Origin of the sequence: Clostridium brassicae (assembly GCF_026738875.1) — a bacterium.
Classification (GTDB): domain Bacteria; phylum Bacillota; class Clostridia; order Clostridiales; family Clostridiaceae; genus Clostridium_H; species Clostridium_H brassicae.
In genome coordinates this window covers 80,816-103,871 of record NZ_JAPQFJ010000011.1, presented here as the reverse complement: position 1 = coordinate 103,871, position 23,056 = coordinate 80,816, and the positions used below count along the sequence as shown (strand labels likewise).

The following is a 23,056-nucleotide window of genomic DNA, read 5'->3' as shown; positions in this document are numbered from 1 at the left end:
CTTCTTAATTTAATTACTTACAATAAACTATCTCAACTTCATGTCTTACTAGGACTTCTTTATATTTTTTAGGTATTGTTTTATCTGTTATAATCATATCTAAATCATTTAATTTACAAATTTGATTAACTGAAGGTGAGTCAAATTTTGTATGATCTACAACTAAGAATTTTTTCACTGAATTCTTTAACATAATGTTTCTCACCATTGCTTCTGATTCATTGTTATCTGTTGCTCCAAAATCTACACTTATAGAAGAACAACTCACAAAAGATTTATCAGCAAACAATTTCTGCAAACTATCAGTTGCTATATATCCAATAAAAGAACTGGTAGACTTTCTAAATGTTCCCCCTAAAGAGATTACTTTAATATTTTTACTATTTTCAAACTCACATACAATTTTTACCGAGTTTGTAATAACTGTTGCCTTTTTATTACTTTTATTTAAATTTTTAGCGATATATAAAGCAGTTGTACTACTATCAAGCATTATACAATCGCCTTCTTCAATCAATTCAACACATTTTTGTCCAATTAATTGTTTTTCTTCTAAAAATATATTTTCTCTTATTCTAATTGGAACTTCATTATCTGATGTTTCAGGTAAATAAGCTCCACCTCTAACACGCTTTAATTTATTTTCTTTTTCAAGTTTCTCTAAATCTCTTCGAATGGTTTCTTCAGAAACATCTAACAACTCGCTTAAATTATTAATCATTACACTACCATTTTCAATTAATAATTCTTCTATTTTTTTTAATCTATCAACTGCTAACATTAATTTTTATCACCTTACCATTCTTTACTTTATCTATTAACAACATTTTATCACATTTGACAACTTTATTCAACATCTCCGAGAAAATTATCACATAAAATTGCATTTAACCACATTCGTCCACATCTTCACACACATTTTTAATGATTTTCACCTAAACACTTGTAAAAAAACAAATTCTCCTCATTTATTTTTCCTAAATTTAGAAACATAGGGATTACCCTTAACATAAAATCTCCAAGGATAATCCTTCGCTTCCTCGGCATAATCTATTCCTATACGCTTTGAGGCCTCAACATCAAATTTCTCATTTTCACCTTCTAATATATACAACTTATTCTCGCATAAGTCCTCTCCATTATTAGTTTTATCTATTTTTAGGGCATTACATAGCTTAGATGGTCCATTTGTTAAATTGATTACTTCTCTTTTAGTAAGATTATTAAAAGGTTTTTTGAATCTATTTTTACTCATCTCCTCCCTACCTTCCAAAGGCTCCAGTGCTCTAATAAGAACTGCTTGCGGGATTTCTTTTTCCTTTGCAACAACATTAAAGCAATAATACATACCATAAATAAAATACACATATGAAATTCCTGGCTTTCCGTACATCGCTTCAACCCTTGGAGTTCTCTTCCAATTATATGTATGAGCCCCTTTATCTATTGCTCCCATATATGCTTCAGTCTCTACTATCTTACCTGAAATCTTAAATCCATCTATTTCATGTACCAATATCTTTCCCAATAAATCTTTGGCTAATATAGTTGCATCTTTAGCGTAAAACTCTCTATCTAATTTCATCATTATACCGCCTTTCTCTAATAAACAGGCTTCTAACCTTAATCCACCGTATCTAGTTTTTTATATTAAGATTAGAAACCATTATTAATAATCAATGAGATTTAAGCCATGTTAATAAATCCTCTATAACTTCATCTTTATTTAATTCATTTAGCATCTCATGTCTTCCATCTCTATATAGCTTATAAGTTAAATCTTTAATCCCTTGATTCTTATATGCTCTAACAAGCTTCAATACTCCTTTGCCATTTTGCCCCACAGGGTCCTTATCTCCTGAAAAAATATAAATAGGCAAATTTTTTGGAACTTTACTTACTTCGTTTATATTTGCTATTAATTTTAGCCCTCCTAGTAGATCATAAAAAAATCCTGCTGTAAATATTGTTCCACAGAATGGATCATCTATATATTTCTTTACTTCTTTTTCATCTCTACTCAACCAATCAAAATTCGTCTTATTTGGAATAAATGCTTTATTATATCCCCCAAAAGATAGCTTATCTAATTTTTTACTTTTTCCGCTTCTTCCTATCTTTCTAATTTCTCTTTTAGCTAAAAACCTTCCAATATCAGTTAGCATTCCTTTACTTCCACTAGATCCTGATAATATTGCTCCCTCTAATTCTTTCCCATAAAGACATATATATCTTTGAGTTAAAAAAGATCCCATGCTATGCCCTAATAAAAATATAGGAATATTAGGATTTTCTTTTTTTATAATTTTATTAAGTTCATGCATGTCCTCTACCATAGCATTAAATCCATCTTCACCTAAATCCCCTAATTTTTCTATTTCTTTTGCAGTTTTTCCATGTCCTCTATGATCATTAGCATATATGATATATCCTTCTTTTGTTAATCTCTCAGCAACTCTCTCATATCTTGATGCAGTTTCTGCCATACCATGTGCTATTTGAAGTACAGCTTTAATTTTTATATTTTCTTCTGGCTTCCATTTATAAACAAAAGATTCTATGTTTTCTGTTCTCTTAAAAGTAAACGTATCTTTAATCATTATAATTCCCCCCTATAATATAGATTGTATTATTATAAATTATTCATAGCAATAGACCTAAAGAGTACTATGCTTATTTATAGAACATATATTAACTACTTTTTATTATAATAAAAATAAAAAAAGTCTGGATAAACTACTTTATCCAGACTTTTTCTTTTTATTCCTTACTTTTTGATTTTACCATATCGAATTCTCTTTTTATTTCATCATCAGGTTCTTTATCTAATAGACTAACAATAATTATAGTAATTATTGAAATTATAAATCCAGGAACTATCTCATATAGTTCAAAGATCCCTCCTGATAATGACTTCCATAATATAACCGTTATTCCTCCAGCTATCATTCCTATTAAAGCCCCATTTCTTGTCATCCTCTTCCAAAATAAAGATAGAATAATAGTAGGCCCAAAGGTAGCTCCAAAACCGGCCCATGCATAGGCAACTATATTCAATATTGAACTACTTTCATCTAAAGCCAAACAATATGCTATAACAGCTACAATAATGACTGCTAATCTACTTACAAAAACTAATTCTTTTTCACTAGCATTTTTTCTAAATAAAACCTTATAAAAATCTTCTGTTATAGAAGATGCTGTAACAAGAAGTTGTGAATCCGCTGTACTCATTATTGCTGCTAAAACAGCAGCCATTAAAAAACCACCTAATACAGGATTAAATATCTTACTAACCATTACTAGGAATACCTTCTCACTATCATTACCCACTAAAGGCGTATCAAGGTATGCTAATCCTAACATTCCAATTATCATTGCAGCAGATAATGAAAAAATAACCCATATTATAGCAATTATCCTAGCTTTCCTTATTTCTTTAGCTGATTTTATAGCCATAAAACGAACTAATATATGTGGTTGTCCAAAATATCCAACTCCCCATGCTAGAGAAGATATAATTGATATTAAAGGTATACTATACCCTTTCAAATCCATAAACGGACTTAATAGATTTGAATTTATGCCTTTAATAATATTAACACTTTCGCTAATTCCACCTAAACTTTTTACTGCTATAATAGGAACTACTATAACAGCTCCAAACATCATCATTCCTTGGAAAAAATCAGTCCAACACACGGCCATAAAACCGCCAAGAAATGTGTATACAACAATAACTATTGCCCCTATTGTTAAAGCCTTTATATACGATATCCCAAAAACTGTACTAAATAACTTTCCTCCAGCTACAAACCCAGATGAAGTATAAACTAAGAAAAAAACTAAAGTAAAAATGGCTGAAACTATTCTTAATATTTTTGAACTATCTCTAAATCTATTTTCAAAGTAGTCTGGTAATGTGAGTGAGTCTCCAGAAACTTGAGTATATATTCTTAATCTCTTAGCTATAATTCTCCAATTTAAATATGTACCTATAGCAAGTCCTATAGCAATCCATATTGAACCCATTCCCATTAAATAAGCTGCTCCTGGTAACCCCATAAGAAGCCATCCACTCATATCCGAAGCTTGGGCACTCAAAGAAGTTACCCATCCCCCCAACTGCCTTCCTCCCAAAACATAGTCAGATAAATCCTTAGTTTTAAAATAGAATATAAGTCCTATTCCCATCATAGCCAGTAAATAAATAAAAAACATTATTACAATTATAAAATTAATTTTAATCAATTATGCCTTTCCTCCATCTTCAAATTTTAAATACCAAATAAATAACTACTATAACATAATTTATATTTCGATACTTTATCATAGTAAATTATGCAATTATTATAATCCAATCTTTCATTTTTGTCAATATATTCACCTATTTATTGAATACTTATGATATTTTTGTATTTTTTTTATTGTAATTATTCATTTTTATACATGTAATGGATTATTTATATAATTTAGAACTTATTTAAAGGCTAAATACTGTCATTTAACAGTCTATAAAATATACCTTTTAAACACAAATAAAAAAGCTCAAATCATTAAGATTTAAGCTTTTTTCATAAACTCTTCAATTTCCTCAACTGTTTTAATTATATCTTTTGAAAGATTTTCGCATCCACATTCAGTAACCAAAATATCATCCTCTATCCTTATTCCTATACCTTCTTCTGGAATATACAAGCCTGGTTCATTAGTAAATACCATTCCTGCCTCAAGCATAGCCTCCCTATCCCCTACATCATGAGTATCAAGTCCTAAGTAATGACTTACTCCATGAAAATAGTACTTTGAAAGTTCACTATCTTCTTTTATTAATCCTAATTCCTTGCATCCTTCTGCTAAAACTTTTTTTGCTATTTCATTAAGTTCCGAAAAAGGCATACCTGGCTTAACGGCTTTTATAATTTCTTCATTGGCCTTCAAAACTACATTGTAAACCTGTTTTTGTCTTTCTGTAAATTTACCAGATACGGGAAAAGTTCTACTAATATCCCCATTATAGTAATTCCATTGAGCTCCTAAATCAAATAAAATTAAATCATTCTCCATGCACTTACCATTATTATCAGAATAGTGAAGTATAGTACCATTTTTGCCAGCAGCTGCTATAGTCTTGAACGCTTTATCTTTAACCCCTTTTGATGTAAGTACATGATCAAAATAAGCTTCTATTTCATACTCCATCATTTTAGGCTCTGCATTTTTCATCATTTCTTCTATACCCATTTTTGTAATGCTAATTGCTTTTCTTATCTCATCTACTTCTTCTTTACTCTTTATAGTTCTAAGATCACATATATCACTATAAATATTTTTTATTACTATGTGTGGGTATTTAAGCCTTGTTTCTGATGCAAAATTTTGTGCTTCTGTAAATTGAATACCCCATTCTTGTCTTTCAAGATCTAAATACAATTTGTCATAATTGAACCTTGAAATAAATGAAGCAAAACCCTCATTGAAGTTTTTAATATAATCTATATTCTTTATCCCTGAACATTCTTCTGCTTCTTCAGCATTCATTCTTTCTCCAACCCATCTTGCCATAACCGGATCAGATTCTTCTATAAATAAAACTTCTTCTATTTTATTATTTCTTTTTGTCATTAATAAAATTATATTTTCTCTGTCTATCCCTGTTAAATAATAAAAATTTCTATTTGGTGTAAAAGGGTATGTCTCATCCGCAGATTTATAAGGTGCTCTACCTCCAAATAAAACTACCATTGAGTTATCTTCAATTTTATCCATTATTTTTTTTCTATTCCTAATATAAAACTCTTTTTTCATAAACCTCACCCCAAATAATAAATTGATAATACAATATAAAAATAATAGTATAGGGATTTCTCTTTGAATACAACAAAAGTGATATTCACATGAATATCACTTTTAAAACTATCTGTAGTACAAATACTATTTATGATTAAATAACCCTTTATTATATATGTAATAATTAATATGACTATATAATAAAAACTATTTGCATTACAAATACCATTTGAAAGTCAATTATGCTCTAACTACGTTAGCAGCTTGAGGTCCTCTAGCACCTTCAGTTATTTCGAATTCAACTTTTTGACCTTCTTCTAAAGTCTTGAATCCTTCTGTTTGGATAGCTGAGTAATGTACGAATACATCATCTTCTCCTTCTACAGATATAAATCCAAATCCCTTTTCAGCATTAAACCATTTTACTGTTCCAACTTTCATTAAAAAAATCCTCCTAATAACTATTATTAAATGTAATGAAATAATGTTACCATATACCTCAATTTTTGTCAACGAATACATCCATTTTAAAGACTTCAAAAGCGTTGTATTTCGTTTATTCTTTTAATAAATAACCTTTCATTACATTCTATCTTTTCAATCTTATTTTTACCATATTTTCATTTATAATTCATTGAAATAATTTTTTTTTAGATTTATGTAATATACTCCTCTTTTATACAAATAATAAAGTTAGAGGTGATAAAAATGTACTATATTGCTGTTGAAAAAGGATTAGAGCATTTAGCAAATTATTTAAAAGAAAAAGGGTTTAAAGTTGACTCATTTTATGAAAATGAAAAAAACAATTTAGAGTACTTTAGAAAATATGATGCCATCGTAACAAATGAAATTAATAGAAACATATTGGAAATACACGATGAAATTACTGGTGCTTCAGGAATAAACTCAAATTTAATTGGAATTCAATATGGGCTTTCTACAGTCTCTCCTATTAATACAGGTATTTTAAATGAAAACGCTATAACTCTAAGCACATCTATACCAATAATAAATGCCTATAATTTAACACCAGAAGAAGTTAATGAAAAATTACATAGTATTACATAGTTTAGGATAAATAAAATTTTCAAAATAAAATATATTAAGTTTAAAGACTAATAACTACCTTAAAACAAAATTTGTACACAATATATTTACTAATGTAAAAATTAATAAATATATTGTGTTATTTTTATGTTTAAATTAACAATTTTTTACATGGCTTGTCCACATTTTTTTATATTTTCATATCGAAAAGTTTCGAATTTTTACCCTTTTGTTACCAACATATATGTAACAATAGCTATACTATTGTTATATATTATATTAAACATTCATCATAGTTAGTATCTAAAGGATTAATTGTATTCTATAGATATATATTATAAACATATCTGTGGATTTAATACATTTATTATAAATAATTATAGAAAGCTGGGATATTTTTGAGTAATCATAATAAAAAACCACGAAAAAAAACAGCACTAGCTGTTTCAATTTTGGCTCTTTTACTCTTTGGATTAGGATTTTTCTTTGTAAATAGTCATAATAAGGAAGCTACTGTACAAGCTTCTAAAAACAACATAACATCTGAAAATTCTAAGTCTGTAAATCAAGAAAATGCTAAAGATAATAAAGAAGTAAAAAACGATAAAAATTCTAATCAGGTGTTAAGTACAAAAAAAGGAAACACCGATGGGCCAAATAATCAAACTCCTAAACCAACAGGAGATAAATCAGTTTATTTAACTTTCGATGATGGTCCAAGCACTAAAGTTACTCCTCAGATACTTAAAATCTTAGATGAATTTAATGTAAAAGCTTCGTTTTTCTTAGTAGGTAAAAGTGTTAATATATATCCTAATTTAGTTAAAGAAGAAAAATCTAAAGGTCATGCAGTATGTAACCATACCTATTCTCATAATTATGGATACTTATATTCAAACCCAAATACATTTATAAAAGATGTGCAAAAGTGTGATGATGCTCTAAAATCTGTACTAGGTCAAGAAACTAATAAAATAATTAGATTTCCTGGTGGAGGATTTTATAAGAAACGTGCTCCTTATAGAACATTAGCAAAAAATAAAGGATTTAAGGCTATTGATTGGACTGTTGAAACAGGAGATGCAAGGACTAATAATGTTCCTGTAGATAAACTTATATCTAACTTAAAATTAGAAATGGACAGGTGTCCTAAAAGTAAGAAAAATAATATAGTAGTACTAATGCATGATATTTCTACAAAACAAACTACCGCAGATGCATTACCTCAAGTTATTCAATATTTTAAATCTCAAGGGTATACTTTTAAAACTTTAGAACAGTATCCCTTTAAATAAAAATTCTTAATTATATTTTTGAAATGAATTTCTAAACTCAAGTCAAATTTAATATTGGCTTGAGTTTTTATGTTCCCCCAGATAATACTTTAGATTATTATAATAAATTTAGATTTTTAATGTATAATTAGACTATTCCCTATTAAATTTATAATTTTCACTAAGAACAATTGTGGATAATTTATCTTTAAATGTGTATATTAAAAATAATAAAAATTTCTTATAGAATAGAGGAGAGCTGGAATGAGTAATAATGAAGTGAAAATTGCTTTAATTAAAGAAGAATTAAATGAATTTAAAGAAAGTATGAAATATCAATATGGTGACAATTACATGGATTATCCTGAAGTTACAGCTAGAATAGAGGTATTAGAAAACATGATAAAGATCTTATCCGATGTCTAATCATTCTAATAATCCTATCTTCTTTAGAGTTGGAGTAAAGAATGGCACGATCCTAGATAACGTTTTTCCCTAAAGGATAACAATTTCTAAGAAGTAAAACTCCTAAAAATTCTGTTAACAATTTTCAGATGGAGTAAAAACTCCATCTAAAACCAAGAATCCTGTTTATCATCTAATGACTAAATAATTAAATATATACCTAAAACCAGCTTCTCTAATGTTGATAAGCTGGTTTTTTATGTGTAATACTTCTGTAAACTTTATCTCTTTATTTGTATATATAATATATAAATAACATCTAATTAATATGGAGGTATTCACATGAAATACAAACTCATTCCTTTAGGAGTATGTATTGGATTATTAATACTATCCTTTAGTAAAATTACTTTACTCCATAAAGCAAAATCTTCAGATACAAGTAAAAACATAATTAACACTGTTAAAAATTCATCAAATTCCATACAATATGAGAAAAATATAATGAATGATTTCAATTTACTTCTTAATAATAAAAGTTCCTCTGAAAAAGAAGTTATAAATTTTGTAGATGTAAATATAAAAAAAGTTTCTAAAGTTAATGCATCTAAATTAGTCATTGGAATAGAAGATATTCAAAATAAAAATTATAATAAAGTTCTAGAAAATTGCTTTAAAGGTAATATTCAAAATAAATTTATTAAGGAGTTTAAAAATAAAAAATCTATAGATAACTATGATATAAAAAATATTAAAGACCCACAACTTAAAAGGTATTTATCTATGCTTACAGAAATGGGATATAAAATTGTATCTTCTGAAGGACAATACTTCCCTATTCAAAATTATGAATGGATAAAAAAATATAATTCTTATATAACAGAAGATATAAAAGAGTATATAAGCCTAAAATCAATAGAATCTACCTCACCTTCTGTAACAGATTCTTCCTTAATTATAAGCTGGGATGAAATTTTTAATAGAGCTATACAATGTGAGAATTTTTTAAAAAAATATAGTTATTCAAATAAACTTGATGATATAAAAAATCAATATGTTTTTTATGTAACTTGTTACTTATATGGTCAAGACAACACACCTGCTTTTGATTATAAAACTAACCACCTTAAATCAGTAGTAAAAAAAAGTTATGAGAACAATTCTTTTCATAATAATGAAAGCAATTTAAGCAAAATAATCATGAATTATCTAAAAGAATTACAATCCACTAACTTTAAACTTACAAAAAACATCGAATTCTATAGAAAAAACATAATATCAAACTTAAAAGAGTATCCAATTACAATCAAATAAAGCTATGTTCTAAAAAATTGTTAATTCTTATAATTTCTAAAATAATTTTTATTATAATCAATATAACAATTTAAAACATAGCTTTTAAACTTATAAAAGTCCTTCACCTTTTTAAATTTTATTTTCCTTCTTCATATTCATTAATCCTTGTATTGCCATTATATATCCATAACTTCCGAATCCACAAATTTGTCCTATACATGCAGAAGCTGTTATAGATTTTCTTCTAAATTCTTCTCTTGCATGAATATTGCTTATATGCACTTCTATTATAGGCATCTTTACAGCCTTTAAAGCATCATATATAGCTATACTGTAATGAGTATACGCTCCCGGATTTATTATAATTCCATCATATTTATTATAGGCATTTTGAATATAATTTATTATCTCACCTTCTATATTGCTCTGTACAATTTCTATTTCTTGATTTAATTCTTTTCCTTTTTCTTTTATAAATTTGCACATCTCCTCATAAGTTCTACTTCCATAAATATGTTTTTCTCTAATTCCTAACATATTTATATTAGGTCCATTTACTACTAATATCTTCAATTTTTCAACCCCTCACTTTTATACTTTATATTTTAAATTCGTCTTAATTGTGTTATAATTTTATCCTTGACCTCATTTATACAACTATCGTTTATTATTTCATAATCACAGTATCTTTTATATAAAAAATACCTTTCCTCATATAAATCATACAACTTTTCTTTTCCACTTTTCAACAATGGTCTGCTTAAGATATCCACATCTGTGGATATCTTTTCAATTGATCTGTTGATAAAAAATATAATTCCATTACCTTTAAGCTCTTTTATATTTTCAGAATCTTTAATCACTCCCCCTCCAGTAGCTATAACTTGAGGACTCATTTTAGATATTTCTTTTACGCATCGTTTCTCAATTAATCTAAAAGTATCTTCACCTCCTCTAAAAATCTGTTCTATACTTAATCCTGTGACTTTAACAATATATTCATCTATATCACAAAATTTTATTTTTAACTCTTTTGCTAATTCTTTCCCTATTGTACTCTTACCGCACCCTGGCATACCTATTAACACAATATTTTTACTCAAATTCATAAGATACAATAACCTCGTTTTAATTAATTTTTGAATTTATTTTCTCGTATATTTTATCCACAATTCTATTATCTATTTTTATATTATTCCACAATTCCTCTGATTTTACTGCTTGCCCAATAAGCATATACAATCCATTTACATCCTTTACTCCCTCTTCCTTTGCATATTTTAAAAATAAAGTTTCTTTAGGATTATAAATTAAATCTACTGCTACCTTAAATTTTGAAATAGTACTTCTGCTTATTGGAGAGATATTCACATTAGGATACATACCACAAGGAGTAGAGTTAATTATTATCTCTCCTCTATCTATATTTTCTAACTCTTTATAGTCTATAATCTTAATTTCTTTGAATTTTTGTTTTGAATTTTCTTTATTTCTACTTACAACATTAATTTCCTGAATTTCGTTATCTATTAAATACTGAATAACTGCCCTTGCAGCTCCACCTGTTCCTAAAATAAATGCTCTCTTGTTCTTTAAATTTATATGAAATTTGTCTAGCATCATACCAAACCCATAATAGTCCGTATTATATCCCTCTACTTTTTCACCATCAAAACATATTGTGTTTACTGCTCCTATCTTTTCTGCTTCCCTTGAAATAGTATCTAAATTCTTCATAATTTCAACTTTGTAAGGTATTGTTACATTTAATCCACTTATTTTTAGTGCCTTAGCCCCAAACACTGCATTTTCTAAATTATTATTTCCTACATTAAAAAGATGATAGTAACCATCGACTCCTATTTCTTTAAATATTTCAGAATGTATTTCAGGAGAAAAGCTATGAGATAGTTTTTCTCCTAAAAGCCCATATAAATTTTTCAACCATTTCACTCTCCTAATATATTTTGCACAATTCTATTATCCTATTAACTTCATAATCTATAGTCAAAAATAAATATAGAAACTGCTAAATAACTAGTCCATTTTATGAAGTTTGTAATTTCCAAGGATCTTAAAGTAAGAACTATTAACTTTGATGCATTTTAAAGCCTTTTTTACATTTTCCATAGTTATATTTCCTTCAAAATCTATATAAAAATAATATTCCCATGGTTTACCTATAATAGGCCTCGATTCTATTTTTAACATATTTAAATTATTTTCTGCAAAAATGCTTAAAACATTATATAAAACTCCTGATTTATGAGGAAGTGCAAGTATTATGCTTACTTTATTATAATCATAGTCACACTCTAACTCTTTTCCTACAACTATAAACCTTGTATAATTATTTTTATTATAATTTATATTCTTTTCTATAATATCTAATCCATAAACTTCTGCGCACCTTTTACTTCCTATGGCAGCTTTATACTTGCAATTATCTTGTTTTATATACTTTGCACTAATAGCTGTGTTTCTATATGGTATGCACTTCCAATCATCATGTTTTTTTAGGAATTCATCACTTTGACAAAAAGCTTGAATATGTGAATAAACCTCTTTTATATTCTCCAATTTACTTCCCGGTATTCCTAGTAAATTATGATTAACTTTAATTATTTTCTCCCCTACTATAAAAAATCCATACTTTCGCAAAAGATCATATACATCAGATATTCCTCCCGTTGATGAATTCTCTATAGGTAGTACACCATAGTTTATCTCATCATTATTTATTGCTTCAAATACAGCCTCAAAGCTTTCTACATTATATGTATCTTTATCACTACCAAAATACTCTAAAAGTGCTTCCTCACTAAAAGATCCTTTAACCCCTTGAAATCCAACTTTTATATTGTCCGAATCTGTTGTTTTAACAACTTCTATAGATAAATCTATTTCTTTTTTATATTCTTCTTTACAATTATTTTTCTGATTAAAAATCTCTTCACGTTGAATTTTTCTACTTATATCCATAGTATCCTTGAAGAATTTTTCTAAACCTTCCTTAAATTTTTGATTCTTCAAATAATTTAAGTTTTTCTTTATAACTTCTTTTTCCCTATTTTCATTTAAAATAGGTATATCTTTCTCTCTTTTATACTTTGCTACTTTTAATGCAATCTCCATCCTTCTTTCAAAAAGCTCTGTTAATTCTTTATCTATATTGTCTATTTCTTTTCTTAATTCTTCCAATTCCTGCACATTATAGCCTCCTTACTTATATTGAAATTAAATCTAATATACCCATAGCTGTAACTGCTTCTACTACTGGAACGGCTCTTTGCACTATGCAAGGATCATGTCTTCCTTCTATCTCAATTGTGGTATTTTCTTTTTTCTCTATATTTATTGTCCTCTGTACTTTAGATATAGAAGGTGTAGGTTTAAAAGCTACTCTAAAGATTAAAGGCATGGAATTAGTAATTCCTCCTAATATCCCACCATTATTATTAGAATACGTTTTAATACCTCCTGATTCCGATTCTATATATAATTCATCATTAGCTTGTGAACCTTTCATTTTCGAGATTTGAAAACCTGCTCCAAATTCAACTCCCTTAACTGCAGGAATAGAAAATATTAGATGTGATAAAACACTTTCTACAGAATTAAAAAATGGAGAACCTATCCCTGTTGGAAGATTTAAAACTGCACATTCTACAACTCCGCCTAATGAATCTTTTTCTTCCTTCGCTTTCAATATTTCCTTCTGCATTTTTATTCCTATATCATCATCTATACTAGGAAAGACTTTATGTGAAAGTTTATTTAATAATTCTTCTTTAACATTTATATAATCAAAATTATCTTCCTCTATATAATGTATACTTTTTATATGACTTCCTATGACAATACCTTCACTTTTAAGAATTTGTTTTGCTACTGCCCCTGCAAAAACTATAGGTGCAGTAATTCTTCCCGAGAAATGTCCTCCCCCTCTGTAATCATTGAATCCACTATATTTAATATGTCCTGTATAGTCAGCATGAGAAGGTCTCATAATATTCTTCATTTTTTCATAATCTTTTGATCGTTTATCACTATTCCTTATGATTGCGCAAAGAGGAGTTCCTGTGGTTCTTTCATTGAAATATCCACTTAAAATTTCAAATTCATCTTTTTCATTTCTAGCTGTAGATATCTTATTTTGTCCGGGAGCACGTCTTTTCATTTCCCTATTTATATCTTCTAAATCTAATTTTACTCCTGGCTTTAATCCATCAATGGTTATACCTATAGCAAATCCATGAGACTCTCCAAAAATAGAGAACTTAATTTTATTCCCCCAAACTCCACTCATCTATTTCTCCTCCTAAACTTTTAAAATCCTCCCAAAATTGAGGATAAGACTTATTTACAGCTCGACTATTAGTAATTATCAATGGTTCTTTACACCTTATTGAAGCTATTGCCATAGCCATAGCTATTCTATGATCATTCCAACTATCAACTTTTCCCCCATTCAAACTCTCTTTTCCATTTATTATAAGTCCATCTTCTAATTCAATAACTTCTGCACCTATTTTGTTAAGTTCAGATGCTATCGCCATTAATCTATCACATTCTTTTATTCTAAGCCTTTTAGCATTTATTATTTTAGTAGTTCCTTTACTCAAAGCTGCTAACACAGTAAGTACTGGAACCAAATCTGGACATTCTGATGCATCAATAACTATACCTTCTGTTATAGAACTTTTACATTCTACATATTCCTTATCTACACATATATTTGCTTTCATTTTATTTAGTATATCAACAATAACCCTATCTCCCTGTAGTGAGGCACAGTTTAAATCTTCACATTTAATTTTTTCTCCTATACTACCTGCAACAAGCCAAAAAGCAGCTTGTGAAAAGTCTCCCTCTACTCTATAATTTTTGCTGACATATCTTTGATTTCCCTTTATGTAAAATTCTTTATAGTTATTATTTTCTATATTTATCTCAAATTTACTTAACATATCTATTGTTAAATCTACATATCCTTTAGACTCTAAATTAGATATAATTTGTATCTTTGAATCCTCTTTTAAAAGAGGTAATGCAAACATAAGACCACTTATAAATTGGGAACTAACATTACCATGAACCCTAAAGTTTCCTGGTTTCAACCTACCTTTTACCTTTAGTGGAAGTTCTCCATTATTATTTTCATATACTATACCTTGTTCTTTAAAAATATCATAATATACATTTAAAGGCCTAGAAGTCAGCTTCCCACTTCCTGTAAAATTAACCTCTTCACCTGTCAGTAAAGCTATTGGTATTAAAAATCTTAAAGTTGAGCCAGATTCATTACAATCTATAGTATTGTTTACCAGAGTTAATTTATCTTCTCCTTTTATATCAAAGCTTATTTCTTTACAGTCTTCCATTTGTTTTTGTTTTGATATTTGAACCCCTAAATTTTCCATAGCCTTTGAAGTTGCTTTGATATCCTGTGAAATAACTATATTTTCTATAATACTTTGTCCTTTTGCAAGTCCTGCACAAATAACTGACCTATGTGCTAAACTCTTTGAAGGTGGAACTTTTATATTTCCTGTTAAAGTTTTTGGATAAATTATAACATTTTCCACTTTATTCGCCCCTTCTATTAACATCTATTTCATTCATAATAAAAATAAATTATAAACAATTAATATACTTTATATAAACTTATTAATTTCTTCTCTCTCTATCTTATGAATAAACCCTTCTCCAATTTTTTTTAAGATTATTATATTTATAAATTTACCACTATTTTTTTTATCTACTCCTATAGCTTCTAATATTGTATCTTTATTTTCTATATCTATCTCATATTGAAGATTATATTTTTTTAGCATTTTAGCTATATTTTCACTAACACCTTTTTCTGTTAATCCTAGTTCTTCACTTTTTTTAGTTATACTATACATGCCTAGTGCTACTGCTTCTCCGTGAGTATATTTTTCAAAATTAAAATATTTTTCAATAGCATGACCTATAGTGTGTCCAAAATTCAAAATCATCCTATCCCCTGTATCTTTTTCATCTCTCTCAACTATCTCTTTTTTTACATTGCAACAGGTTTCAATTATATAATCCATATTTTGAATGAGCTCTTCTTTGCTATTGTAACTTAATAATCTGTAAAATAGTTTTTCATCCCTTATACAAGCATATTTTATGACTTCTGCCATACCATCATATAAATACCTATCATCCAATGTACTTAAAACATCCGAATCTATAAAAACTGCTTCTGGATGATAGAAATTTCCCACAAGATTTTTACCCCTATTTAAATCTACTGCAACCTTTCCTCCTATACTGCTATCTATTTGAGCTAAAAGAGATGTTGGAATTTGTACAAAAGGTATTCCTCTAAGAAATGTAGCTGCTGCAAAACCCGTTAGATCTCCTATAACCCCTCCACCTAAAGCTATTATTAGATCCCCTCTTGTAACTCCGAAATCTAAAAGTTTGTTATATATATTTAAAAGTACATCAAAAGATTTGCTTTTTTCACCAGGTTCCACAACAATTTTATTGACTTTAAAACCACTCTTATTTAAATTTTCAACTAATTTATCTCCATAGAATCTCCATACATTTTTATCTGATACAATAACTATATTTTTTCTAGCATATATTTTTTTAATTTCTTCTCCTATAGAGTTCATCAATCCTTTTTCAATATAAATTGGGTATGTCTTATGTGTAAGATTAATATTGAGTGCTTTCAAATTAAGACATCTCCTTTCGTCTTTTTCTAGCATTATCCATACTTTTTATGAGCATTTCCCTGTCTTCCTTTATTATAGCTTCTTTAAATTTTTTTATGTTCTCTTCAAAAATCTCTATATCTTTAATTAAATTAATTTTATTTTCTATAAAAAGTTCTGTCCATAATTCAGAATTTATTTGGGCAATCCTCGTAAGTTCCCTATAACTATCTCCTGTAAATAATCCTATATCAAAGTCCAAATTATTGCTATTTACTAAAGATACAGCTATTACATGAGGTAATTGGCTTGTAAAACTTATAATTTTGTCATGCTCCTCTGGAGTAACTGTCATTATATTTTTAAATCCTATCTTTTTAATAATATCTTCAATCAATTTTATATTTTCACATTTATTTCTATTTGTAGGAGTTATTATATAGTTAGCTCCTTTAAACACTTCCTTTGAAGAAAATTTCAAACCTTTTTCTTCTCTTCCTGCCATAGGATGTCCAAATATAAAATCTAAATCCTCTCTTAAACCATAATTAATTTCATCCAAAATTTTGGTTTTTACTCCTGTAACATCTGTAATAATTGCTCCTGTTTTAAAATTATCTATATTATCCATAACAAATTTTTTTACTGATTTAGGATACAAACATATTATAACTAAGTCTGAATCTTTTAATGGAATCTCTGGTGATACATATCCCTTATCTATAATACCCATTGTTTCTGCATCTTCTAAAGCTTTTTCATCTATATCTATCCCATAGATTTTTCCTAAGCTTAACTCTTTTAGGGACATGGCATAGGATCCCCCTATTAATCCTATGCCAACAATACTTATATTAAAGTCTATCTTATCCACACATATCACCTCATCAAATCTCTTTATCCACAGCTTTTGCAACTTGTCTTAATGATTTCATTAATGAGTCAAATTTTTCTGGTTTTAATGATTGTGCCCCATCACTTTTAGCATTTACAGGATCATTGTGAACTTCTATCATAAGCCCATCTGCTCCTACAGCTACTGCAGCTTTAGCTAAAGGTTCTACAAGCCACCACATTCCTCCAGCATGACTAGGATCTATAATTATTGGTAAATGACTTAGTTTTTTTATTACTGGTACAGCACTTAAATCTAAGGTGTTCCTTGTGTATGTTTCAAAAGTTCTTATACCTCTCTCACAAAGAATAACATTATCATTTCCTCCTGCCATTATGTATTCAGCAGACATTAAAAATTCTTCAATAGTAGCAGATAACCCTCTTTTTAATAATATAGTTTTTTTAGTTCTACCTAACTCTTTTAATAAATCGAAGTTTTGCATATTTCTTGCCCCTACTTGAATTATATCAACATCTTCAACAAATTTTTCAACCAGTTTTGTAGACATAATTTCAGTAACTATAGGAAGTCCTGTTATTTCTCTAGCCTTTTTTAATATATTTAGCCCTTCTTCCTTCATACCTTGAAAGCTATATGGAGATGTTCTTGGTTTAAATGCCCCACCTCTTAAAAAGCCTGCCCCTGACTTCTTAATTCTCTCTGCAATTCCTATTAATTGTTCTTCACTTTCTACTGAACATGGGCCTGCCATTACAGCTATTTTTGAGCTTCCTATTTCCTCATTTCCAACTTTTATTATAGTATCTTCTGGATGAAAAAGCCTATTGGCCTTTTTATAAGGTTCCTGTACATGTAATACTTTATCAACGCATTCATCTGCTTGAATTTGACTTGGATTGATTGAACTTGTGTCTCCTAATAATCCAAGGACAGAATATTTTTCTCCTTCCCATAAATTTACAACAATTCCTCTTCCATTTAGCTTTGTTTTCAAATCTTGAATTTTTTCTTTTGATACATTTGGTTTCATTACAATTATCATAATAATTGCCCCCTTCATTTTTAAAAAAGTTTAAAAAAATAAAACCCACTAACGAGTGAGTTTTTATTATAATCATACTTTACAATATTAAATATATTAAAAAGTTTTTTATAATCATTTTTGTGTTAATTAACCCTATAGTACTCATTAGAAATCGGAATTTTTATTTTTTTGTATGGCAAATAGCTAGCGCTAAAATAAAAGCCCAAGCTAAAGTATATATCAAATTTTACTGCCATTCCCTTTCTAATAAGATTGTTCATTTAAACTTCCTCCAAAATATTTTTATTTTAAAAATATACTTAAAATTCTAAATTAATTTATATTGTTTTTCATTATATCATTTTTATCAGCTATGTCAATCTTTTTATTAATTATATTTATATTTTTATTAACATTTTTGACCAACAATTAATATACTATAGTAACTCCCCTTTGTCTGTACTTTGATATAAGACAAGCTACATCATTCTAATATAGGGAGGTGATTTCTCTATGGGAAGTGGCTTATTGATACTTTTATTAATCCTAGCTAAATGTGGTTGCGGTGGTAATCGTAATCGTGGCTGTGGTAATTCCTGTTGTAATGGATTTGTAAATTCTTGTTGTTCTAATAATTGTTGTAGACCTACTAGCTGTTGTTGTTCTAATAACTGCTGTCAACCTACTAATTGCTGTTGTTGTAAAACTTGTTGTTGTGAAAAACATCATAAGCATCACAAACATCATAAGAATTGTGACTGTTGTTGCTGTGATTGTGGATGTAATAATCCATGCAATTCTTGCGGATCATTCTTTGATTGGTTCTGCTGTTAATATAAAAGATTGTGGTATTAAAAAAGCACAGGAATGCCCACTACTCCTGTGCTTTTACTCTATTTAAGGTTTTATTTTTAATTGTCAAATCTACTATAATAAAAATTATAATTCTTATTTAATTATTTTTTACTTTAACACTCCTTTTTACTTTAACACTCCTTTTTACTTTAACAATCCTTTTTCCTTTAAGAACTCATCTGCAACTTCTCTTGGATCTCCTCCTAATTTATCAACTTTATAATTCAATTCTCTCATAATCTCATTATTAATCTGACCAGATAATTTATTTAAAACTTCTTTTAGTTCAGGATATTTTTCTAAAACCTCTTCTTTAATAACAGGAACTGCATGATATGGAGGAAATAAATGTTTGTCATCCTCTAATGTTTTCAGCTTAAATGCTTTTAATAACCCATCTGTCATAAAAGCATCCGTAACATCTGACTCTTTATTTTGTATTGCCGTATATCTTATTCCTCCATCAACGGGTTTTACACTTTTGAAGTTGGTATTATATAACTTTTTCATTCCTACATATCCATCTTCTCTATCAGAAAATTCCATAGTACAACCAAGGACAAGTTGGTCACTTACTCTGGCAAGATCAGATACCGTTTTAAGGTTATATTTTTTAGCTGTATCTTCTCTAACAGCCATAACATAAGTATTATTAAATCCAAGAGGTTTTAACCATTCAACACCATATTCTTCATGGAAATACTTTTTAACCACATTATAAGCTTTATCTGAATCAGAAATAACTTCCCTCTGCATTATGCTTACAAGGCCTGTTCCTATATACTCTACATATACATCTACATCTCCACTCTTCATAGCCTCCCAAATAACACTTGATCCCCCTAAATTCATTCTTCTCTCGACCTTTATATTTGTATTATTTTCTACAAGTGAAGCAAACATATTACCTAAAATTAACTGTTCAGTATAGTTTTTAGATCCTATTACTATAGTATTTTTTTTACCAATAGCTTTATATCCCCATACACCTGTTAAAATAACTACTATAGAAACTAAAACAGCTATAGCTGTAGCCTTCTTTCTTCTTTCGTCTTTTCTATTTCTACTCTTTCTTTTTTTCGGCTTCTCACTTTTTGAATTAACTTTTATACCCTCTGGAACAACCCCATCTTCTATCTTTCCAATTACAAAATCCATGAAAAGGGCTAATATACACGCAGGAATAGCTCCAGATAAAATCATATAATTATCTACTCTCTGAACACCTGTAAATACTAAATATCCAAGACCACCAGCACCTATAAATGCTGCTATTGTCATAAGTCCTACCGCTGTAACAGCTGCTATTCTTATACCTGCCATAATTACCGGAAGAGCTAAAGGTAACTGAACCATCTTAAGAGTTTGTCCACCTGTAAGTCCTATACCTTTTGCGGCCTCTATTACATCTGGATTTATATTTTTAAGTCCTATATAAGTATTTTTTACTATAGGAAGTAAAGAATATAAAAATACCATGATTATAGCGGGCGTACTTCCAATACCTAAAAGCGGAATTAAAAATCCTAAGAGTGCAAGACTTGGAACTGCTTGTATTACATTGGTAACTCCTATTACAAATCCAGCTAATTTTTTCTTTCTAGCTATTAATATGCCAAGAGGCACTCCTATTATTATAGCAACAGCAACAGCTGCAACAGTAAGTCCTAAATGTTGCGCAAACAACTGAAATATCTGATTACTTTTATCTCCAAAATACGTAAAAAAACCTTTCATTATAGGCCTACCCCCTCTTCGTCTAAAAATTGTCCACTTAACACATTGATAAGACTACTTCTAGTAATAAGCCCTATTAATTTGTTATTATCATCTACTACAGGAATATATCCTACATTTTTTTCATTCATAACTTTTAATACATCAACAATAGAATCTCCTTTTGTAACAGCAACAACATTCTTCTCCATAACATCATATAAAGTTAGCTTTCTATCTATATTTCTTCTTACGTCTTTTAATGTTGCAATCCCTTTTAATTTATTTTCACTATCAACTACTATAATACTATCTACATGTCTTTCATTCATAATTTCAGTAGCTTGAAGAACAGTTCTATTTTCTAGTGCTTTTACTGGGTTTTCAATAACTATATCTTCAGCTTTAATAAATTCCGGTTGATTCCATATTCTATTTTTACCTATAAATTCTTCTACAAAACCATGAGTAGGATTTTTTAAAATTTCTTCCGGAGTATCATATTGAAGAACAACTCCGTCTTTCATAATACATATTCTATCTCCTAATTTTAAAGCTTCATCCATATCATGGGTAACAAAAACAATTGTTTTTTTTAGTTTTTGCTGAAGATTGAATAATTCATCTTGAAGGGAATTCCTTGTTATTGGATCAAGGGCACTGAAAGGCTCATCCATTAGGATGATCTCAGGATTTGTTGCAAAAGCTCTTGCCACTCCTATTCTTTGTTGTTGTCCACCACTTAACTCATTTGGATACCTATCGATATATTTATCTGGCTCCATTCCAACCATTTCTAATAATTCACAAGTTTTTTTTCTTATTTCCTCGTCATCCCAATTTTTAAGATAAGGAACTAAACCTATGTTATCACCTACTGTCATGTGAGGAAATAACCCTGTTTGTTGGATAACATATCCCATGTTTCTTCTAAGATCAATTGTATCTTTTTTACTTATATCTTCTCCATTTATCAGTATTTGTCCTGATGTTGGTTTTATTAATTTGTTTAGCATTTTTAATGTTGTAGTTTTCCCGCAACCACTAGGTCCTATAAATACAACTAACTCGCCTTTATTTATGTTTAAATTAATACCTTTTAATACATGACTATTTTTAAAAGATTTTTTTATATCTATTAGTTCTATCATAACTTTCCCCCTTTTAATACAAAGTTAAACTTATTCACTTCATATTCGATACAATATTCCAACTATATTCATTAATTATCCAAACAAACAACCCTAATTTTTTGTTAAGTTGTATCTAGCAACAACTTTATTTTATCATAAAGGTTGTTTGTCGTCAAATTATAAAAAAACATGGATGATTGCTTTGTTCAATAATCAAAGTAATCATCCATGTTTCAGAAACAACAAAAGTTTATAGCTTTAGTTATTTCTATCTTACTTATTATCTAATTTCATCAACACCTAAAAATTTCTTTATTCTGTCTACTACATCCTCATCGCCAACTGCTAAAATTTTATCCCCAACTTTAAACTCCAGATAAGGTCCAGGTGATATTAAAATATCATCGTTTCTTTTTACTCCTATTATAGTTCCTCCAGTATTTTGCCAAAATTCACTATCTCCTATAGTTTTACCTATAATAGATGCTGAATCTGTTATTTCTACTTCTATAGTTTTTATCATATCTATATTTCCAAATCTATATGAATAATCTATAATTTTTTCATTTATGTCCTGAATTTTTCTTTCTATATCATTCTTATCTTGAAGTAGTTTCTTCATATTAGTTCTTAATGATCCTATGCTCTCTTTTTCTTTAAAACTCTCAATAAACCCATAAGCCTTATCAATAGATTTTACAATAATTCCACTACCCTTGTTCACTTCAACTACACCTTTGTCTTCAAGTAGCTTCATTGACTTTCTAATAGTTTCTGGGGAAACATTATACTCTCCCGCTAGTAAAGATCTTCCTCTTAGTTTTTCTCCCTCTTGTATATAACCCTTATATATTCTCATGGCAACATCTACTGCTATTTTTACATAACGGGGCATTTCAAGACGCTCACTCATGCTAAAACCTCCAACATTTGTTATGATACAATTGCCAACTAGG

General features: G+C 28.5%; 24 protein-coding genes. 5 read left to right on the top strand and 19 right to left on the bottom strand.

The window, feature by feature from the left end:
- Positions 1 to 13 precede the first annotated feature (13 nt).
- The 6 genes from OW729_RS11615 to OW729_RS11590 all read right to left on the bottom strand — a co-directional run bounded on the left by OW729_RS11615 (position 14) and on the right by OW729_RS11590 (position 6,231).
- A complete protein-coding gene (locus OW729_RS11615) occupies positions 14 to 781 on the bottom strand; it encodes a DeoR/GlpR family DNA-binding transcription regulator (protein WP_268061676.1) in 768 nt (255 codons plus the stop codon).
- Between the two features lie 183 nt (positions 782 to 964).
- Complete coding sequence (locus tag OW729_RS11610) at positions 965 to 1,585, bottom strand: DNA-3-methyladenine glycosylase (protein WP_268061675.1); 621 nt, start codon at positions 1,583 to 1,585, stop codon at positions 965 to 967.
- Between the two features lie 91 nt (positions 1,586 to 1,676).
- Positions 1,677 to 2,600, bottom strand: coding sequence for an alpha/beta hydrolase (locus OW729_RS11605; protein ID WP_268061674.1), 924 nt, complete (start codon positions 2,598 to 2,600; stop codon positions 1,677 to 1,679).
- A gap of 160 nt (positions 2,601 to 2,760) precedes the next feature.
- Entirely contained in the window at positions 2,761 to 4,221 is a 1,461-nt protein-coding gene (gene putP, locus OW729_RS11600) for a sodium/proline symporter PutP (RefSeq protein ID WP_326498376.1), read from the bottom strand.
- Positions 4,222 to 4,563: 342 nt separating this feature from the next.
- Positions 4,564 to 5,808 (bottom strand): aminopeptidase P family protein, encoded by a 1,245-nt coding sequence (locus OW729_RS11595; protein WP_268061673.1) that lies wholly within the window; start codon positions 5,806 to 5,808, stop codon positions 4,564 to 4,566.
- A gap of 222 nt (positions 5,809 to 6,030) precedes the next feature.
- The gene (locus OW729_RS11590; protein WP_268061672.1) at positions 6,031 to 6,231 is read right to left on the bottom strand and encodes a cold-shock protein; all 201 of its coding nucleotides are present in this window, start codon (positions 6,229 to 6,231) and stop codon (positions 6,031 to 6,033) included.
- A 267-nt stretch (positions 6,232 to 6,498) separates the two neighbouring features.
- Between OW729_RS11590 and OW729_RS11585 the strand changes: the two genes are divergently transcribed.
- The 4 genes from OW729_RS11585 to OW729_RS11570 all read left to right on the top strand — a co-directional run bounded on the left by OW729_RS11585 (position 6,499) and on the right by OW729_RS11570 (position 9,833).
- Positions 6,499 to 6,861 (top strand): YkuS family protein, encoded by a 363-nt coding sequence (locus OW729_RS11585; protein WP_268061671.1) that lies wholly within the window; start codon positions 6,499 to 6,501, stop codon positions 6,859 to 6,861.
- A gap of 377 nt (positions 6,862 to 7,238) precedes the next feature.
- Positions 7,239 to 8,135: a polysaccharide deacetylase family protein gene (locus tag OW729_RS11580; protein WP_268061670.1), complete on the top strand. Its 897-nt coding sequence runs from the start codon at positions 7,239 to 7,241 to the stop codon at positions 8,133 to 8,135.
- A 243-nt stretch (positions 8,136 to 8,378) separates the two neighbouring features.
- Positions 8,379 to 8,540, top strand: coding sequence for a hypothetical protein (locus tag OW729_RS11575; protein WP_268061669.1), 162 nt, complete (start codon positions 8,379 to 8,381; stop codon positions 8,538 to 8,540).
- Positions 8,541 to 8,861: 321 nt separating this feature from the next.
- Positions 8,862 to 9,833, top strand: coding sequence for a hypothetical protein (locus tag OW729_RS11570; protein ID WP_268061668.1), 972 nt, complete (start codon positions 8,862 to 8,864; stop codon positions 9,831 to 9,833).
- Between the two features lie 111 nt (positions 9,834 to 9,944).
- Here OW729_RS11570 and aroQ read toward each other — a convergent pair whose 3' ends face one another.
- The 10 genes from aroQ to OW729_RS11520 form a co-directional block, all read right to left on the bottom strand.
- Positions 9,945 to 10,388, bottom strand: coding sequence for a type II 3-dehydroquinate dehydratase (aroQ, locus tag OW729_RS11565; RefSeq protein ID WP_268061667.1), 444 nt, complete (start codon positions 10,386 to 10,388; stop codon positions 9,945 to 9,947).
- 32 nt (positions 10,389 to 10,420) lie between these two features.
- On the bottom strand, positions 10,421 to 10,924 hold the full coding sequence (locus tag OW729_RS11560) for a shikimate kinase (RefSeq protein ID WP_268061666.1): 504 nt from the start codon (positions 10,922 to 10,924) through the stop codon (positions 10,421 to 10,423).
- Positions 10,925 to 10,943: 19 nt separating this feature from the next.
- Positions 10,944 to 11,759 (bottom strand): shikimate dehydrogenase, encoded by an 816-nt coding sequence (gene aroE / locus OW729_RS11555; RefSeq protein WP_268061665.1) that lies wholly within the window; start codon positions 11,757 to 11,759, stop codon positions 10,944 to 10,946.
- Between the two features lie 93 nt (positions 11,760 to 11,852).
- A complete protein-coding gene (locus OW729_RS11550; RefSeq protein WP_268061664.1) occupies positions 11,853 to 13,025 on the bottom strand; it encodes a chorismate mutase in 1,173 nt (390 codons plus the stop codon).
- A 16-nt stretch (positions 13,026 to 13,041) separates the two neighbouring features.
- Entirely contained in the window at positions 13,042 to 14,124 is a 1,083-nt protein-coding gene (aroC, locus tag OW729_RS11545; protein ID WP_268061663.1) for a chorismate synthase, read from the bottom strand.
- Entirely contained in the window at positions 14,102 to 15,403 is a 1,302-nt protein-coding gene (aroA, locus tag OW729_RS11540; RefSeq protein ID WP_268061662.1) for a 3-phosphoshikimate 1-carboxyvinyltransferase, read from the bottom strand. The genes aroC and aroA overlap by 23 nt, the downstream gene beginning before the upstream one ends.
- A gap of 69 nt (positions 15,404 to 15,472) precedes the next feature.
- Positions 15,473 to 16,534 carry a 3-dehydroquinate synthase gene (aroB, locus tag OW729_RS11535; protein ID WP_268061661.1) on the bottom strand — a complete coding sequence of 354 codons (1,062 nt, stop codon included), beginning with the start codon at positions 16,532 to 16,534 and terminating at the stop codon, positions 15,473 to 15,475.
- A 1-nt stretch (position 16,535) separates the two neighbouring features.
- Complete coding sequence (locus OW729_RS11530) at positions 16,536 to 17,387, bottom strand: prephenate dehydrogenase (RefSeq protein ID WP_268061660.1); 852 nt, start codon at positions 17,385 to 17,387, stop codon at positions 16,536 to 16,538.
- Between the two features lie 13 nt (positions 17,388 to 17,400).
- Positions 17,401 to 18,414 (bottom strand): 3-deoxy-7-phosphoheptulonate synthase, encoded by a 1,014-nt coding sequence (aroF, locus tag OW729_RS11525; protein ID WP_268061659.1) that lies wholly within the window; start codon positions 18,412 to 18,414, stop codon positions 17,401 to 17,403.
- A 125-nt stretch (positions 18,415 to 18,539) separates the two neighbouring features.
- The gene (locus OW729_RS11520; protein ID WP_268061658.1) at positions 18,540 to 18,677 is read right to left on the bottom strand and encodes a hypothetical protein; all 138 of its coding nucleotides are present in this window, start codon (positions 18,675 to 18,677) and stop codon (positions 18,540 to 18,542) included.
- A 232-nt stretch (positions 18,678 to 18,909) separates the two neighbouring features.
- Between OW729_RS11520 and OW729_RS11515 the strand changes: the two genes are divergently transcribed.
- Positions 18,910 to 19,230: a hypothetical protein gene (locus tag OW729_RS11515; RefSeq protein ID WP_268061657.1), complete on the top strand. Its 321-nt coding sequence runs from the start codon at positions 18,910 to 18,912 to the stop codon at positions 19,228 to 19,230.
- A 165-nt stretch (positions 19,231 to 19,395) separates the two neighbouring features.
- On the opposite strand, the gene OW729_RS11510 is transcribed toward OW729_RS11515, so the two are convergent.
- From OW729_RS11510 to OW729_RS11500, 3 genes are all read right to left on the bottom strand, one after another.
- A complete protein-coding gene (locus OW729_RS11510) occupies positions 19,396 to 20,988 on the bottom strand; it encodes an ABC transporter permease/substrate-binding protein (protein ID WP_268061656.1) in 1,593 nt (530 codons plus the stop codon).
- On the bottom strand, positions 20,988 to 22,118 hold the full coding sequence (locus OW729_RS11505) for a betaine/proline/choline family ABC transporter ATP-binding protein (protein WP_268061655.1): 1,131 nt from the start codon (positions 22,116 to 22,118) through the stop codon (positions 20,988 to 20,990). Before OW729_RS11505 ends, OW729_RS11510 begins: the two co-directional genes overlap by 1 nt.
- A gap of 262 nt (positions 22,119 to 22,380) precedes the next feature.
- Positions 22,381 to 23,013: a TrkA C-terminal domain-containing protein gene (locus OW729_RS11500; RefSeq protein ID WP_268061654.1), complete on the bottom strand. Its 633-nt coding sequence runs from the start codon at positions 23,011 to 23,013 to the stop codon at positions 22,381 to 22,383.
- Positions 23,014 to 23,056 lie beyond the last annotated feature (43 nt).

What these genes read in the sequence shown, in the direction of transcription:
- OW729_RS11590 (WP_268061672.1), bottom strand. Translation starts at nt 6,231, where the DNA reads ATGAAAGTTGGAACAGTAAAATGGTTTAATGCTGAAAAGGGATTTGGA.
- aroF (WP_268061659.1), bottom strand. Translation starts at nt 18,414, where the DNA reads ATGATAATTGTAATGAAACCAAATGTATCAAAAGAAAAAATTCAAGAT.
- OW729_RS11575 (WP_268061669.1), top strand. Translation starts at nt 8,379, where the DNA reads ATGAGTAATAATGAAGTGAAAATTGCTTTAATTAAAGAAGAATTAAAT.
- OW729_RS11560 (WP_268061666.1), bottom strand. Translation starts at nt 10,924, where the DNA reads ATGAATTTGAGTAAAAATATTGTGTTAATAGGTATGCCAGGGTGCGGT.
- OW729_RS11515 (WP_268061657.1), top strand. Translation starts at nt 18,910, where the DNA reads ATGGGAAGTGGCTTATTGATACTTTTATTAATCCTAGCTAAATGTGGT.
- putP (WP_326498376.1), bottom strand. Translation starts at nt 4,221, where the DNA reads ATGTTTTTTATTTATTTACTGGCTATGATGGGAATAGGACTTATATTC.
- OW729_RS11520 (WP_268061658.1), bottom strand. Translation starts at nt 18,677, where the DNA reads ATGAACAATCTTATTAGAAAGGGAATGGCAGTAAAATTTGATATATAC.
- OW729_RS11605 (WP_268061674.1), bottom strand. Translation starts at nt 2,600, where the DNA reads ATGATTAAAGATACGTTTACTTTTAAGAGAACAGAAAACATAGAATCT.
- OW729_RS11510 (WP_268061656.1), bottom strand. Translation starts at nt 20,988, where the DNA reads ATGAAAGGTTTTTTTACGTATTTTGGAGATAAAAGTAATCAGATATTT.
- aroC (WP_268061663.1), bottom strand. Translation starts at nt 14,124, where the DNA reads ATGAGTGGAGTTTGGGGGAATAAAATTAAGTTCTCTATTTTTGGAGAG.
- OW729_RS11615 (WP_268061676.1), bottom strand. Translation starts at nt 781, where the DNA reads ATGTTAGCAGTTGATAGATTAAAAAAAATAGAAGAATTATTAATTGAA.
- OW729_RS11500 (WP_268061654.1), bottom strand. Translation starts at nt 23,013, where the DNA reads ATGAGTGAGCGTCTTGAAATGCCCCGTTATGTAAAAATAGCAGTAGAT.
- OW729_RS11595 (WP_268061673.1), bottom strand. Translation starts at nt 5,808, where the DNA reads ATGAAAAAAGAGTTTTATATTAGGAATAGAAAAAAAATAATGGATAAA.
- OW729_RS11570 (WP_268061668.1), top strand. Translation starts at nt 8,862, where the DNA reads ATGAAATACAAACTCATTCCTTTAGGAGTATGTATTGGATTATTAATA.
- OW729_RS11585 (WP_268061671.1), top strand. Translation starts at nt 6,499, where the DNA reads ATGTACTATATTGCTGTTGAAAAAGGATTAGAGCATTTAGCAAATTAT.
- OW729_RS11505 (WP_268061655.1), bottom strand. Translation starts at nt 22,118, where the DNA reads ATGATAGAACTAATAGATATAAAAAAATCTTTTAAAAATAGTCATGTA.
- OW729_RS11610 (WP_268061675.1), bottom strand. Translation starts at nt 1,585, where the DNA reads ATGAAATTAGATAGAGAGTTTTACGCTAAAGATGCAACTATATTAGCC.